Raw genomic sequence first — 14,642 nt, forward strand, 5'->3', positions numbered from 1 at the left:
GCGATCAGGTCTCGTCGACCGCCGCCGATTCGGTCGCGGCCGAGGGCACAAGTGAGTAGGCCAGGCAGACGATCGCGAAGAACGCGTACCCGAGGGCCACTTGCGGCGCGGCCGCCCACTCGACCGCGTGGGCGTGGATGAGACCGATCCAGCTCAGTACGGCGCCGATGAGCGCGGCCAGTCCCGCTGCGCGGAAACGCTTGTCGAGAACGAAGGTGACGATCGCGCCGAGCACGAGACCGGCCAGCACCGCCCCGGAGCCGAACGTCTTCAGCCCGTCGTACACCACACCGGCCTGGCCCAGCGCCGCCGACCCGACCTTGTCGGCCGAGGTGCCCGCCGCCGACAACGCGTTGTCGATCTGGGTCACCGCCCACTCCGCGAGATTGGGCAGCAGGGCGGCGACGACGGCCACCGCGTGCAGTCGCGGCACCGCTTGGAAGGCTTGGGCGCCGATCAGCAGGCCGATGTAGAGCAGGATCGGCACGATCGCCGGAATCGGCAGCAGCGTCGCCAGCACTCCGAACAGGCCGAGCAGGCACATGACGCCGATGGTCAGGCCGCTGGCCAGCGAGTATCCGGTGCGCCCGCCGGCGTCCTTCCAGCCCGGGTGGCCGATGTAGACCGCGGGCGGGAACGGGGAGCCGAAGCCTGCCCCGATGATCGCGCCGAAGCCGTCGGCCAGCAGGACGCTGCGCAGGTTGTAGTTGTCCCCGGCCGCCGCGGCGCTCTCGACATTGCTCATCGCCTCGGTGAAGTTGTAGATGCCGAGCGGAATGGCGGTGGCCAGCAGCGGCGCGAGGTTGCTCAATCCGTCGAACAGCAGATCCAGGCGCAGGTCCGGCAGGCCCAGCGCGATATCGCTCGCCGCCTGCGCCACATCGGGTGCGGACATGTAGCCGCCGATCCAGCCGATGGCCGTGCCCACCAGCAGCGCCACCAGCCCGACCGGGATATTGCCCGGCAGCTTCACATCGGTGAAGAAGCCGATCAGGATGATGGCCAGCACGGGCAGACCGATCCAGGCCACCTCCCACATCTGCGCGGCGGGCCGCATGGCGATGAAGGTGATCGAGATGCCGGCGAGGGTGCCCAGCATCGCGGCGCGCGGGGTGACCCGGCGGATGGCGGGCCCGACGAAGGCGCCGATCATCACGATCACCCCGATCATGAACGCCCAGGCCAGCCCGGCCGCCCACGCCCGCAACGGATCTCCGGTCGTCAGGTAGATCGGCAGCATCACCACGAACACGACGATGAACATGTGCGGCACACTCGGTCCGTACGGCAGTGCGGTGACGTCGCCGCGATTCTCCCGCCGGGCCAGCCGCCGCGCGAGGACCATGTAGTAGAGATTGCCGAGCACCAGCGCGACCCCGAGCGCGGGCAGCACGGTGCCCAGGACATCACCGCTGGGGATCCGCACCACGGCGATGGTGAGCGTGGTGAGGGTCAAGACGTTGACCAGGATGTTGAACGCCAGACCGAAGAAGGCATTGGTGTCACCGCGTGTCCACCACGGAAGCACCAGGGGCGCAGGAGGTTCGGGGGCTTTGCTGGTGGTGGTCGTGTCGACGGACATGGGCTGTTCCTGTTCGCTAGGCCGTGACTGGTGAAGCGGTGGTGGCCGTCAGCGCGGTGACGACAGCGGTCGAGTCGGCGACCCACCCGAAGATCCCGCCCTGGGCGGCGATCATCGCCAGCCCGACGCGCTGGAACTCGGGGAAGTAGGAGCCGACGCAGTCGGCGACGACCAGGCACTCGTAGCCGCGATCGTTGGCCTCGCGGACGGTCGTGTGCACGCATACCTCGGTGGTGACGCCGGTGACGAGCAGCGAGGTGATCGCGAGCCGGTGCAGTACCTCGCCGAGCTCGGTCGCGTAGAACGCGCCTTTGCCCGGTTTGTCGATCACCACCTCGCCCTCGATGGGCGCGAGTTCGTCGATGATGTCGTGTCCGTACTCGCCGCGGATCAGGATCCGGCCGAACGCGCCCGGGTCGCCGATCCGCTGGGACGGGGTGCCGCGCCGCAATTTCGCGGGCGGGCAGTCCGAGAGATCGGGCAGGTGCCCCTCCCTGGTGTGGATCACCGGCATGCCGGTGGCGCGCGCGGCGGCGAGCAGCCCGGCCAGCGGGTCGATGACCGTCCGCAGCAGCGCGACATCGTTGCCGAGACTCTCGCCGAAGCCGCCGGGGAGCAGGAAGTCGCGCTGCATGTCGATCACGAGCAGCGCGGTCGTGGCCGGGTCGAAGGGGAACGGTGCCGGGGTGGCGGGGATCTCGGTCATCGGTGGTCCTCGAGGACGGTGGCGAGTGATGGGGTGACAGCGCGGGGTTCGTCGAGCAGGCGGGCGGCGGCCGCGAGGACGACATCGTCGGCCAGGGCGGGCCCGAACACCATGAGCGAGACCGGCCTGCCGTCGCGGGTGGTGCCCGCGGGCACGGCGACCGCGGTGAGGTCGAGCAGGTTGCCGAAGTGGGTGTAGTGCCCGAGGACGGTGTTGGTCGCGATCGGGTCGGCCAGGACCTGCTCGACGGTGAAGGTGGTGCCGATCGTCGGGACGATCACCACGTCGAAGTCCGCCCACAGCCGGCCGACCCCGGCCCGCAGCTCCTGCAACCGCTGCTGCGCGCGGAACACCTCGACCGCGGTGAATCGCTGCCCGCCGGTGAGGATCTCGCGGATCACCGGCAGCATCGAGTCGGGCCGCTCGGCGAGGAAGGTCTCGAACTCGACGAGTCGCTCGGCGACCCACGGGCCCTGGTAGAGCAGGGCGCCGGCGTCCAGGAACGGCGTCAACGTGGTCTCCACGCAGTCGAAGCCGGAGCGCGGCAGGCGATCCCGGGCCGCCAGGTGGGCGACGCGCATCGCCTCGTCGCCGAAGAACTCGAGCTCGGTCGCGGCGGGCAGGCCGACCCGGATCGGTGCGCCGCGATAGCGCGGCCCGCGCGCCCGCGTCCACGGATCGTCGTGGTCGATCCCGGCGATGATGTCGAAGACCAGGTCGAGGTCCTCGACCGTCGTGGCCATCAAGGTCAGGCAGTCGAGCGATCGACAGGCGGGCACCAGCCCGACGGTGCTGATCAACCCGCGCGACGGCTTCCAGCCGACGATCCCGTTGAGCGCGGCGGGCACTCGGCCCGAGCCCGCGGTGTCGGTGGCGACGCAGAACGGCACCTGCCCGAGCGCGACCGCCAGCGCCGACCCGGAGCTCGAGCCACCGGAGATGAGATCGCCACCGAACACGCTGCGCGGCAACGGATACGGCGTCCTGGTGCCGTTGAGCCCGGTCGCGAATTGATCGAGGTTGGTCTTGCCGACGAACAACGCGCCCGCGTCGAGCAGCCGCTGAACCGCGGGCGCAGTGCGGGTCGCGGTGTAGCCGTAGTCCGGGCAGGCCAGCGTGGTCGGGTAGCCGGCGACATCGATGCTGTCCTTCACCCCGAACGGGACGCCGTACAACGGCAGCGCCCGCGCCCCCGGCCTACGCTCGATCTCCGCCGCGGCGGCGAGCAACGCGGCGCGCGGCACCGGGGTGATCCAGGTGCCGTCGTCGCCGCGCGCCGCGACGGCGTCGGCGACCCGCGCGGCCGTTCTGGTCGGCGAACCGTTGCCGTCCTGGTGCTGGGCGAGGATTTCCGTGACCGTGGGGCCTGCCGAACCGATCATGTTGTCGATTGTCGACAAAATGTGTGACGACCGAAGGCGCCGTCTGTATCGGATGTGTTAGCAGATACCGAGTTTCAGGTATGTTTGCTCGCCGTGCTGTCTCAGCGCGGCCTCCGCGGTCGCCGGGTCGTTCGAGGCCACCGCGGCCAGCAACTCCTGGTGGCGGCGCACACCCTCGCGGCGCGCGGCCACCTCGGTCTCCTGTCGCAGATTGCGGGCCATCGCCAATTGCAGCTTCACCAGGATCTGGCCGTACACCTGGTCGAGCTGCCGATTACCTGCCAGCGCCACGATCTCGGCGTGGAAACGGCGGTGCGCGTCGTCACGGGCGACCCAGTCGCCGCGCCGGTCGGCCTCGGTCAGCTCGTCGAGTGCCGCGCGCACTCCCCCGAGCCCACGATCCAGGTCGGCGTGGGGCAGCGCGGTGGTCAAGGCATGGCGCTCCAACGCCCGGCGTACTTCGAACAATTCGACGATGTCGGACGCCGACCACACCACCACCCGGTAGCCCCGTCGCGGCAGGTGCTCGATCAAGCCCTGTTCGGCGAGGCGACGCAGCGCCTCGCGGACCGGCGCCCGGCTGATCCCCAACCGCGCGCACAGCGCCTCCTCCCCCACTCGCGCGCCCGGGGCCAGTGCGCCGCTGAGCACCTCGGCCCGCACGTGCCGCGCCGTCATCTCCACCAGACTCGCCGGTAGCACAGTCGAATCGGATGCCGCTGCCGTCATAGGTCGAGTCTACGAACACCGCGGCCGCGCGGCTTCCGCCGCTAGACCAGGCGCAGACTGGTGACGAGCTTCTCGGCCTCCTCGGCGCTCAATTCCCCGCTCGTGTTGCGGTCGACGAGGATGGTCAGCACGAGCAGGGTGCCTGCGGCATTGCGGAAGGCGAAGGTGTAGACCGAGTAGGCATCGGCCGTGCAGCCGGAGAGCTGGGGCTTCCACGGTCCCGTGCTCTCCACGAACTGTCCGGCGACGCCGCTCCGGGTGGTCAACGACCTCGGCGTGGTGAGCTTGCCGCCACTGGGATCCGAATATCCGCCCTCGGCAGCGATTTTCGCGACCGTCTTCGCCGCGGCGGCCGGATCGGACTCCGTGCTCGTGGTGACCGCGGCCATCGCCCGATAGGCGGAGCCGGGGCAGTACTTCTCGCCCTCGGTCGACTGGCCGCGGCCGTCGATGGAACCGCTCGCGGTGGTGAAGCTCATCGTGTCGTAGGAGGGGGCGACCGACCAGGTCGACGGCACGTCGTAGGCGACCCGATAGGTGGGAATGAGCACGCCCTTCGCACCGGGGGTCACCGGGGCCGTGGTGGTGCCCGACAGCGACCCGGTCGGCACCGCCGCGGAGGTGACCGATGTCGGGGACGCGGTGGTGTCGTCGGACGAGCGCGTTCCGAGCACGACGGCCACGATGCCCACGACGACGACCAGCACCGCCACGACCACCACGGCGATGATCACGCCCGCACCGCCACCACCACGGCGCGGCGGACCCGGAGAGGGCTGTGGCACATAACCGTACGGTGGCTGCCCGTAGCCCTGCGGCGGCGCACCGTACTGGGGTGGCGGATATTGACCCTGGTGCGGCTGGGGGTATCCGTAGGGCTGCTGGGGCGCGGGCTGCGCGTACGGTTCCGGACCGGTCTGCGGCTGCTGCCCCGCCAGGCCCGGCGCCTCCCACCAGCGATCGCTGTCGTCCGCCACGTCGAGTCCTCTCCTGCCACCTGCCGCGACCATCCGGCGGTCAGGCTCTCCCCGTCAGCGTAACGGCGAACGGCCGGGCTCGGGTGGTCCGGCCGGTGGGTCAGGCCGGATGGATCGCGTGCGCGCCGATCCGTTCCGCGGCAGCGACAGTCGCCGCGCCGAGCTCGTTCAGCGCGGCGGCCGACAGGCGGGTGTCGGGGCAACTGACCACCGCCGCCACCACCGCGCCGCTCGCGTCGCGCACGGGCGCGGCGAGGGTCACGACCGCGTTCTCCTGACCCAGTTCATCGGGCAGGTAGTCGATGGTGATCAGCTCGGTGATGACCGAGCCGAGTTGGGCGCGCAGCGCGGCGGTGATCGGCGTATCGCGCAGTCCGGCGAGTACCTCGAGCATGGGCGTGGAGTCGTCGACGAGCCGTTCGACGGAGTAGCCGCGCTCCCGGATCTCGGCGAGTACGCGGGTCAGGCGATCGCGGTGGGCCGGGTCGGCGGCTGCCAGCCACACGGCCCGGACAGATTCGGGCGCCCAGGCGACGAACTCCCGGCAGACCGGCGGCGCGATCGGGAGCCTGCGTCCCGCGCGGATCCAGTCCGCGGACGGGTCGCCGACCACCTCGGTGACCACGATGCTGTCGCCGTCGCGTTCGGCGAGGAACACCGGATCGCCGGTGCGTTCGCACAGTGCGCGCAGGTGGGGCGCCGCGGTGCGGCGCAGCGGAAACGCCGCTTCGGCGCGCCGTGCGACGGTGAGCAGGCGCAGGCCGATGCCGTAGCACCCGTCGTCGTCGCGGACGGTCCAGCCGTCGGCGGTGAGCTGGGTGAGCACCGCGTGCGCGGTCGCCCTGGACAGCCCAGCCTCCCGCACGATGCGCGCCAGCGACAGCCGGTCCCGCGGATGCCGCGACAGCAGCTCGAGCACCTTCACGACCCGCTGGGTCGGCGGCGACGCCACCTCGGCCGCGCTCATCGCAGGCACCGGGTCAGGGGTCACCTCTTGACCGGCGCGCTCGGCCCGGCTTATCGTCGGTGTCACAATATCGAACAATAGCGTCGAATATTCGACAACGCAACTCGGCGGATCGGATCCGCCGGCGGCGCACACAGCGAAGTGGGTGAACGAGTGCAGACGGGGTACGAGCTGTCGCACCTGGCGGCCTTGGAGGCCGAGTCGGTGCATATCTTCCGGGAGGTGGCGGCCACCTTCGAGCGACCGGGACTGCTGTTCTCGGGTGGCAAGGACTCGGCGGTGCTGTTGCATCTGGCACGGCGGGCGTTCTGGCCGGCGCCCCTGCCGTTCCCGCTGTTGCATGTGGACACGGGGCACAATTTCGACGAGGTCATCGAGTTCCGTGATCGGACCGCCGACCGCACCGGCGCGCGCCTGCTGGTCGCCTCGGTGCAGGACGACATCGACGCCGGCCGCGCGGTGGAACGCCCCGGCGGCACCCGCAACCCGCTCCAGACCACCACCTTGCTGCGGGCGATCGGCGAACATCGCTTCGACGCCGTGTTCGGCGGGGCACGCCGCGACGAGGAGAAAGCGCGGGCCAAGGAGCGGGTGTTCAGCTTCCGCAACAGGTTCGGCGAATGGGATCCGCGCGCACAGCGTCCCGAGGTATGGAACCTCTACAACGGACGGCACCAGCAGGGCGAGCACATCCGGGTGTTCCCGCTGTCGAACTGGACCGAGCTCGATATCTGGGAGTACATCGATCGCGAAGCGGTCGAGCTCCCGACGCTGTACTACGCCCACCGGCGCCGCGTCGTCGAACGCGACGGCATGCTGTTGTCGGCGGGCCGATTCATCACCCCGCAACCGGGCGAGCGCACCTTCGACGCCACCGTCCGTTTCCGGACCGTCGGCGACGCCACCTGCACCGGCTGTGTCGAGAGCGAGGCCGACACCGCGGCGAAGGTGATCGCCGAGACCGCCGCCACCCGGCTCACCGAGCGCGGCGCCACCCGCGCCGACGACCGGATCTCCGAGACCGGCATGGAAGACCGCAAGCGAGAGGGCTACTTCTGATGAGCCGCAACCTGTTACGTCTGGCGACCGCCGGCAGCGTCGACGACGGCAAGTCGACCCTCATCGGCAGACTGCTCTACGACTCCAAGTCGCTGTTCGACGACCAGCTGGCCGCGATCGAACGGGTCAGCACCGAACGCGGCGGCGACGCGGCCGACCTCGCGCTGGTGACCGACGGGCTGCGCGCCGAGCGCGAGCAGGGCATCACCATCGATGTCGCCTACCGGTATGTGACGACACCGCGCCGCAAGTTCGTCATCGCCGACACGCCGGGTCACGTGCAGTACACCCGCAACATGGTCACCGGCGCGTCCACCGCCGATCTGGCGCTGATCCTGGTCGACGCCCGCGCCGGGGTGTCCGAGCAGACCCGCAGGCACGCCTTCCTGGCCACCCTGCTGGGCGTACCGCACCTGGTGGTGTGCGTGAACAAGATGGACCTGGTCGACTGGTCGCAGGAGCGATTCGAGGAGATCAGGGCCGAATTCGCCGCGTTCGCCGCGAAGTTGACCGTCGGCGACCTCAGCTTCGTGCCGGTCTCGGCGCTGCTCGGCGACAATGTCGTCGAGGGTTCCGAGCACATGGACTGGTATCCGGGACCGCCGCTGCTGCGCCACCTCGAGGACGTGCACATCGCCTCGGACCGCAACCTCATCGACGCGCGGTTGCCGATCCAGTACGTCATCCGGGCTCAGCAGGGCCTCGATCACCGCAGCTACGCCGGTACCGTCGCGGGCGGCATCTTCAAGCCCGGCGACGAAGTGGTGGTGCTGCCCGCCGGGCACACCTCCCGGGTGCGCGAGATCTGGGGGCCCGGCGGCGGCAAGGTCGACGAGGCGTTCACCGGCATGGCGATCTCGCTGACCCTCGACGACGAGATCGACATCGGCCGTGGCGATCTGCTGGCCCGGCCGGGCAATCGCCCCCAGCAGGGCGCCGATCTGGACGCGATGGTGTGCTGGTTCTCCGAGACCGCCCAGTTGCGCGCGGGCGGACGGTATCTGGTGCGCACCGCGGCGCAGACCTCGCCCGCCGAGGTGACCGCCATCGACTACCAGCTCGACGTCAACACCCTGCACCGGCTCGAGGACGTGGAAGCGTTGTCGCTCAACGACATCGCCCGGGTGCGCCTGCGCAGCCGCCAGCCGCTGCTGTTCGACCCGTACCGGGAGAACCGCCGCACCGGCAGTTTCATCCTGATCGACCCGGTCACCGACCAGACCGTCGCCGCGGGCATGGTCACCGGACGCGACACCGGCGCGCACGCCGCACCGGCGACGGTGGTCTGGCATCGCTCGGCGGTCGGACGCGACGATCGCGCCCATGCCGGGGCCACGATCTGGCTGACCGGCCTGTCCGGCTCCGGGAAGTCGACCATCGCCGTGGAGGTGGAGCGTCAGCTGGTCACGGCGGGCCGGGCCGCCTACCTGCTCGACGGTGACAACCTGCGGCACGGACTCAACGCGGGCCTGGGCTTCTCCGCGGCCGACCGGGACGAGAACGTGCGCCGGGTCGCCGAGGTCGCCGCGCTGTTCGCCGATTCCGGCGCGATCGCGATCGTGTCGGTGATCAGCCCGTTCGCCGCGCAGCGGGCCAAGGCGCGCACCACCCACGCCGAGCGCGAGCTGCCGTTCCACGAGGTGTTCGTCGATACGCCGCTGCCCGAATGCGAACGCCGCGACCCCAAGGGCCTCTACGCCAAGGCCCGCGCGGGCGAGCTGCCCGGCTTCACCGGTGTCGGTTCGCCCTACGAGCGACCCACCGACGCCGATCTCGTCATCACCCCCGATCTCGGCTCCCCCGCCGAGATCGCCGCCCATATCCTCCGAGAGCTAGGAATCGCAGACCGTTGACCCACTCCAGCACCGCCACCGAAGCCGGGAGCACCGCGCCACCGGAGCCGCTGACCGCGCCGTTCACCGCCGCGGTCGCCCAGGCCGAAAAGCTCATCGCCGGCGCCGAATTCGTGCGCAGTGACGCCGACCTGGCCGAGGGCTACGACTACCTCGCCGCGAGCGTCGCCGCCTGCCTGCGCCTGTCCGGTGCGCACGGCACCAGTCATCCGTACTTCGTGTCCTCGACCGGGCCCTACGCCAAGATGGGCCTGGACAATCCGGACACCCTCTACTACCACGCGAACATCGAACCCGACGCCGAGTACGTGGTGAGCGGTGTGCGCGGCAGCACCGTCGACCTCAGTTTCCAAGTACTCAAAGGCGATTACACCGCGACCGACGTCCCCGGCGGTGCGGACGCCTTCGACGACCGGCGGATCCCCATCGCCGCCGACGGCAGCTTCTCGATCCGGTTCGGCCCCGCCAAGCCGGACGCCGGTCCGGGCTACTTCGCCCTCGGTGAGGGCGCGTCGATGCTGGCGGTGCGCGAGGTCTACAGCGACTGGACCGAGCGCAAGGGCTCGATCCGGATCGAGCGCGTCGACACGATCGGTACCGCCCCGGTCGAGCCGGATCTCGCCCGGATGCGCAAGCGCTACGGCGCGGCGGCGAAGATGCTGCTGACCAGGGTGCACACCTGGTTCAACTTCCCGAAATGGTTCTACCTCGACCTGCCGGTGAACACGCTCACCGCGCCCCGGCTCACCCCGGGTGGCCTGAGTACCCAGTACTCCTCGGTGGGCCATTTCGACCTGGCCGACGATCAGGCGCTGGTGATCACCGTGCCGAAATCCGACGCACCGTATCAGGGTTTCCAGCTCGGCAGCCTCTGGTACATCTCGCTCGACTACGTCAACCACCAGACCAGCCTCAATCACGCCCAGGCCCAAGTGGATCCGGACGGCCTGATTCGAATGGTGGTGAGCAAGCAGGATCCCGGCATCGCGAACTGGATCGAGACGACCGGGCGCACCCGGGGCATTCTGCAGTTCCGCTGGCAGCGCACCGACCGGCCGATGACCGAAGCCGACGGCCCGACGGTCACGGTGGTCCCGGTCGCCGAGGTCGGCCAGCACCTTCCCCATTACACAGACAACCGGATCGACGCCGCCGGCTGGCGCGACCGGATCGCCGCCCGGCAGCGGGCTTTCGCAGAGAGGATGCTCGGATGAGCGGGGCACTGTTGGATGGCAAGGTCGTCGTCGTGTCCGGGGTCGGTCCCGGACTCGGACGATCGATCTGCCTGGAGGCGGCCGCCGCGGGTGCCACGGTGGTGCTGGCGGCACGGACCGAATCGCGGCTGCTCGAGGTAGCCGCCGAGATCGAGGCCGCCGGCGGCGCGACCCTGAGCGTGCCCACCGACATCACCGACGACGCCGCGGTGCGGAACCTGGTGTCGCGGACCGTCGAGACGTTCGGCCGGGTCGACGCGCTGGTCAACAACGCGTTCTCGGTGCCGTCGATGAAGCCGCTGGACCGCACCGATTTCGACCACATCCGCTCCAGCCTGGACATGACGGTGCTGGGCGGCCTGCGCATGACGCAGGCGTTCACGCCCGCCCTCGCCGAGGCCAAGGGCGCCGTGGTGATGATCAACTCGATGGTCGTGCGGCATTCCGAACCGCGCTACGGCAGCTACAAACTGACCAAGGCGGCACTGCTGGCCATGTCGCAGACGCTGGCCACCGAACTCGGCGGCAAGGGTGTGCGGGTCAACAGCGTGCTGCCCGGCTACATCTGGACCGACCAGCTGAAGTGGTATTTCGGGCAGGTCGCCGAGAAGTACGGCATCACCGTCGAGCAGGTGTACGAGCAGACCGCCGCGAAGTCCGACCTGAAGCGGCTGCCCGAACCCGACGAGATCGCCCGCGCCGTGGTGTTTCTCGCGTCCGACTGGTCCTCGGCGATCACCGGCCAGACCCTCGACGTCAACTGCGGCGAATACCACAACTGAGCAAGGAGCTCCCTTCGATGACCGTGCGCACCGATGTCGGCACCGTGGCCGACCTGCACGCCTCCGCCACCAAACTCACCGGTCTCACCGATTTCGGGGCCGACGACTACACCGAGGCGCTGCAGGTGCTGCTCGACTCCTACCGTGACGAGGCCGGGCTCACCGAGCTCGGCAGCAAGATGTCGCGGTTCTTCCTGCGCGGCACGCTCGTGGCCCGCGCGCTCAGCGAGGCCGCGTGGGCGGCCAACCCCGGCTATGTCGACACCCCGGTCACCCGGCCGATCTTCGTCACGGGTCTGCCCCGCACCGGCACCACCGCGCTGCACCGGCTGCTGGCGGCCGATCCGGCCAACCAGGGGCTGGAGATGTGGCTGACCGATTTCCCGCAGCCGCGTCCGCCGCGCGAGACCTGGTCGGAGAATCCGGCCTACCAGCAGATCGACGCCGGTCTGCGTCAGCACCAGGTGCAGAATCCGGAGTTCATGGGTCTGCACTACATGAGCGCCTCCGATGTGGAGGAATGCTGGCAGCTGCTGCGGCAGTCGGGCACCTCGCATTCCTACGAATGCCTGGCCTATGTGCCGAGCTACTCGCGGTGGCTGGCCGCCCAGGACTGGACGCCCGCCTACACGCGGCATCGTCGCAATCTGCAGCTGATCGGCATGAACGACAGCAGGCGCTGGGTGCTCAAGAACCCCAGTCACCTGTTCTGTCTGGATGCGCTGCTGGCGGTCTACCCGGACGCGATCGTCATCCAGACCCACCGCGATCCGGCCACCATCATCCCGTCGGTGTGCAGCCTCAACGAACACGCCACGCGCGGCTGGTCGACCACCTTCACCGGCGAGACCATCGGCCGCACCCAGCTCGACCTGTGGGCCCGCGGTCTCGCCGCATTCACCGCCGCGCGCGCCCGGCACACCGACGCCACCTTCATCGACGTCGACTTCGACGACCTGCGCGCCGATCCGTTCGGCGTGGTCGAACGGATCTACACCCGCATCGGCACCGACTTCACCGAGGAGGCCCGCACCGCCATCACCGCCCTCGACAACGAGAGCCGCACCGGCGACCGCAAACCCACCCACCACTACTCCCTCGCCGACTACGGCCTGACCGAGGAGATGGTCGCCGAACGCTTCGGCGGCTGAGGGACGCGCTATTCGACCTCGACCCCGTACCCACGGGCCAACGCGGCGAGGTCGGACTCGTAGCCCTGTCCGACGGCGCGGAACCGCCAGGTCTCGCCCCGCAGATACAGTTCGGCGAGCAGTAGGGTCCGTTCGACCGTGGCCGCGTCCATCGTCGAGCGGATCACCGCGCTCGATTCTGGGCCGGTCGCGACATCGACCTCGACGGCGCCGACGTCGCCGAAGGTCACGCCGGGCGCATCGAGGGCCGCCGCGAAGACCACGCGAGAGCAATGCTCGGGAAGCTCGTCGAGGAGGACCGCGATCGACTGCTCGGTCGGCCCTTCCTCGGCGAGCCTGGCTCCCGCGGCGATCGGCTGGTTGTAGAACACGAAATCGGCCGGACCGGCGACCTTTTCCTCGGTATCGACGAGGAAGGCGACCAGGTCGACGGCGGCGGCGCCGAGCTGGTTCCAGGTGGCGCGCAGGGTCCAGGAGTCCGAGTCGATCGGCAGATCGATCACCTGGCCGCGCGCCAACACGGTCGGCTCGGGGGCCGTCGGTTCCGGGACTCCCGCCGCCGGCTCGGATTCCGCCGCCGGCGACCGGGTGAGCAGTTCCAGCCCGTGCAGCGCGAGCCCGAGGTCGGTCGCCTTCCGCACCCGGCGATCCGCGTCGCCGCCGGGCAGGAGCAGCAGATCCGTCACGGTGGCCGACAAGTTGACGGCCGCGGATCCCCCGAGCTCCACGACCCGGGTCCTGGTCCGCGCGGCTTCCTCGTGCGTACCGCCGAGCACCAGAACGCGGTGCCCGGACAGCGGCCCCGACGGCACGGCGACCCGACGACGCGAGACCGGCGCCGCGGTCCGGGCAGTCCTGGGCTGCCCTGGTTCGATCGTCGCGAGCAGTTCGATGAAGCGCGGCTCGTCGATGACCGGAGTCCGGTGCTGGATCGCCCTGCGTGCCTTGCCGGTCCCGGAATCCGGCGCGTTGGTGACGAGCACACTCGTGCGACCGCTCACCACGCTGGTCACGTCGAGCCCGGCAGTCTCGGCGCGCGACACCAGCTCTTCGCGGTCGATCCGGGTTTCGCCGGTGAACGCGACCTTCATCCCTTGACGCAGTGGCGCCGACGGCTCCCAGCGTCCCGGGTAGGCGTACGCGCACGGCGGCTTGGGGCCGCTTCGCTCGACAGGCCACACAGAATCCGCGCGCCTGTCCGCTGTCGGCTCGCAGGAGAGCAACGGCGGCGCGATGCCCAGGCGAGCCGCGTCGGCCACCAGTGCGCGCAGCACGTTCACGAGAACCCGGGTGTCGTCGAGCGCATCGTGCGCTTTCCGCTGTGGCACACCGTAATAGGTGGCCAGGGTCGCCAGCTTGTAGTCCGGGGTCGGTAGCGCGACGCGGCGAGCGAGCGCCAGCGTGCACAGCCGACGACGGACCGGAAGCACTCCACCTGCCCGTTCGAACTCACTGGCCAGAAACCCGAAGTCGAACATCGCGTTGTGCGCGACCAGGACCCGCCCGGCCAGCATCGCGGCCAGCTGCTCGTGCACATGCGCGAATCGCGGTGAGCCACGCAGCACTTCGGCGGTGAGCCCGTGCACATGCACCGGGCCCGGGTCGCATTCGGGGTCGAGCAAGGTGTGGAACTCGCGCGTCACCTGTCCGGTGCTGTCCAAGGTCAGCGCGGCGACCGACAGGACCCGGTGCCGGTGCGGTCGGAGTCCGGAGGTTTCGACATCGACCACGGTGAACTCACCGAATCCGGAGGCCTGCTGCTGCACGTCGACCCGTGTCATCCCCTGCATGAGCATCGCATCGTAGACGAGTTCGGAAATGTTGCACTCGAACTCGAGAACGATCGTGCGACAAAGGTTGTCGCCCGCTGCACGAGCGCCGGTCGACGCCTGTCAGCGGGTGGCCGCGGACAGCACTCGCATCACGTCCGCGGGCCGAAGAACTCGGCGCGGGCGGCGTCGATGCGTGCCTGTGCTTGGGCGGCGCCTTGAAAGCTCACCGCGGCCGATCCGCCGCCGGCCAGCCCCAGCGCGAGAAGTCCGCCGATCACCGAGAGCAGGTCCGGTTCGGGCAGGAGGCCGGTGTCGCTGGTCGGCCGCACATCGTGCGCGGGAGCCGCCCCGCCGCCGCCTGGGCTCTGCGCCGCGGGGGGATTTCCTACTGCCCCGGGCGCTGCCGCTCCCCCGGGCGCCGGTGCTCCGGCAGCCGCACCACCCGGCCCCGATCCCGCGGGCGGGGCA

Annotated in this window: 12 protein-coding genes and 1 pseudogene; 5 read left to right on the top strand and 8 right to left on the bottom strand. The window is 70.1% G+C overall.

All coding sequences use genetic code 11. From position 1 onward, the window contains the following. Positions 1–4: 4 nt before the first annotated feature. From V8688_RS01030 to V8688_RS01055, 6 genes are all read right to left on the bottom strand, one after another. Positions 5–1,582, bottom strand: coding sequence for a regulator (locus tag V8688_RS01030; RefSeq protein WP_342799929.1), 1,578 nt, complete (start codon positions 1,580–1,582; stop codon positions 5–7). A 16-nt stretch (positions 1,583–1,598) separates the two neighbouring features. Beyond that, positions 1,599–2,288 (bottom strand): cysteine hydrolase, encoded by a 690-nt coding sequence (locus tag V8688_RS01035; RefSeq protein ID WP_342799930.1) that lies wholly within the window; start codon positions 2,286–2,288, stop codon positions 1,599–1,601. After that, complete coding sequence (locus V8688_RS01040) at positions 2,285–3,670, bottom strand: allophanate hydrolase (protein ID WP_342799931.1); 1,386 nt, start codon at positions 3,668–3,670, stop codon at positions 2,285–2,287. The genes V8688_RS01035 and V8688_RS01040 overlap by 4 nt, the downstream gene beginning before the upstream one ends. 57 nt (positions 3,671–3,727) lie before the next feature. After that, on the bottom strand, positions 3,728–4,399 hold the full coding sequence (locus V8688_RS01045; RefSeq protein ID WP_218720076.1) for a GntR family transcriptional regulator: 672 nt from the start codon (positions 4,397–4,399) through the stop codon (positions 3,728–3,730). Between the two features lie 41 nt (positions 4,400–4,440). Next, positions 4,441–5,376, bottom strand: coding sequence for a hypothetical protein (locus V8688_RS01050; RefSeq protein ID WP_218720075.1), 936 nt, complete (start codon positions 5,374–5,376; stop codon positions 4,441–4,443). Between the two features lie 100 nt (positions 5,377–5,476). Continuing rightward, positions 5,477–6,343 carry a helix-turn-helix domain-containing protein gene (locus V8688_RS01055; RefSeq protein WP_342799932.1) on the bottom strand — a complete coding sequence of 289 codons (867 nt, stop codon included), beginning with the start codon at positions 6,341–6,343 and terminating at the stop codon, positions 5,477–5,479. 153 nt (positions 6,344–6,496) lie between these two features. Here V8688_RS01055 and cysD point away from each other — a divergent pair, with 153 nt between their 5' ends. The 5 genes from cysD to V8688_RS01080 are packed head-to-tail and all read left to right on the top strand — an operon-like array spanning position 6,497 to position 12,402. Next, positions 6,497–7,402, top strand: coding sequence for a sulfate adenylyltransferase subunit CysD (gene cysD / locus V8688_RS01060; protein ID WP_218720073.1), 906 nt, complete (start codon positions 6,497–6,499; stop codon positions 7,400–7,402). Beyond that, positions 7,402–9,255: an adenylyl-sulfate kinase gene (gene cysC / locus V8688_RS01065; RefSeq protein WP_218720072.1), complete on the top strand. Its 1,854-nt coding sequence runs from the start codon at positions 7,402–7,404 to the stop codon at positions 9,253–9,255. Before cysD ends, cysC begins: the two co-directional genes overlap by 1 nt. After that, positions 9,252–10,469, top strand: coding sequence for a hypothetical protein (locus V8688_RS01070; RefSeq protein WP_342799933.1), 1,218 nt, complete (start codon positions 9,252–9,254; stop codon positions 10,467–10,469). The genes cysC and V8688_RS01070 overlap by 4 nt, the downstream gene beginning before the upstream one ends. Beyond that, positions 10,466–11,251, top strand: coding sequence for an SDR family oxidoreductase (locus V8688_RS01075; RefSeq protein ID WP_218720070.1), 786 nt, complete (start codon positions 10,466–10,468; stop codon positions 11,249–11,251). Before V8688_RS01070 ends, V8688_RS01075 begins: the two co-directional genes overlap by 4 nt. Before the next feature lie 17 nt (positions 11,252–11,268). After that, the gene (locus tag V8688_RS01080; RefSeq protein ID WP_218720069.1) at positions 11,269–12,402 is read left to right on the top strand and encodes a sulfotransferase; all 1,134 of its coding nucleotides are present in this window, start codon (positions 11,269–11,271) and stop codon (positions 12,400–12,402) included. A gap of 8 nt (positions 12,403–12,410) precedes the next feature. On the opposite strand, the gene V8688_RS01085 is transcribed toward V8688_RS01080, so the two are convergent. Together V8688_RS01085 and V8688_RS01090 are read right to left on the bottom strand one after the other, a co-directional pair. Then, positions 12,411–14,192, bottom strand: coding sequence for an exonuclease domain-containing protein (locus V8688_RS01085; protein ID WP_316574740.1), 1,782 nt, complete (start codon positions 14,190–14,192; stop codon positions 12,411–12,413). 131 nt (positions 14,193–14,323) lie between these two features. Further along, a pseudogene (locus V8688_RS01090) lies at positions 14,324–14,642 on the bottom strand (cell surface protein); the annotation flags it as partial.

Source organism: Nocardia sp. No.11, from assembly GCF_038752175.1.
Classification (GTDB): Bacteria; Actinomycetota; Actinomycetes; order Mycobacteriales; family Mycobacteriaceae; genus Nocardia; species Nocardia canadensis.

Coding starts and splice junctions, on each gene's coding strand:
- V8688_RS01040 (WP_342799931.1), bottom strand. CDS start 3,670: ATGATCGGTTCGGCAGGCCCCACGGTCACGGAAATCCTCGCCCAGCAC.
- V8688_RS01045 (WP_218720076.1), bottom strand. CDS start 4,399: ATGACGGCAGCGGCATCCGATTCGACTGTGCTACCGGCGAGTCTGGTG.
- V8688_RS01085 (WP_316574740.1), bottom strand. CDS start 14,192: ATGCAGGGGATGACACGGGTCGACGTGCAGCAGCAGGCCTCCGGATTC.
- V8688_RS01035 (WP_342799930.1), bottom strand. CDS start 2,288: ATGACCGAGATCCCCGCCACCCCGGCACCGTTCCCCTTCGACCCGGCC.
- cysC (WP_218720072.1), top strand. CDS start 7,402: ATGAGCCGCAACCTGTTACGTCTGGCGACCGCCGGCAGCGTCGACGAC.
- V8688_RS01075 (WP_218720070.1), top strand. CDS start 10,466: ATGAGCGGGGCACTGTTGGATGGCAAGGTCGTCGTCGTGTCCGGGGTC.
- V8688_RS01030 (WP_342799929.1), bottom strand. CDS start 1,582: ATGTCCGTCGACACGACCACCACCAGCAAAGCCCCCGAACCTCCTGCG.
- V8688_RS01055 (WP_342799932.1), bottom strand. CDS start 6,343: ATGAGCGCGGCCGAGGTGGCGTCGCCGCCGACCCAGCGGGTCGTGAAG.
- V8688_RS01080 (WP_218720069.1), top strand. CDS start 11,269: ATGACCGTGCGCACCGATGTCGGCACCGTGGCCGACCTGCACGCCTCC.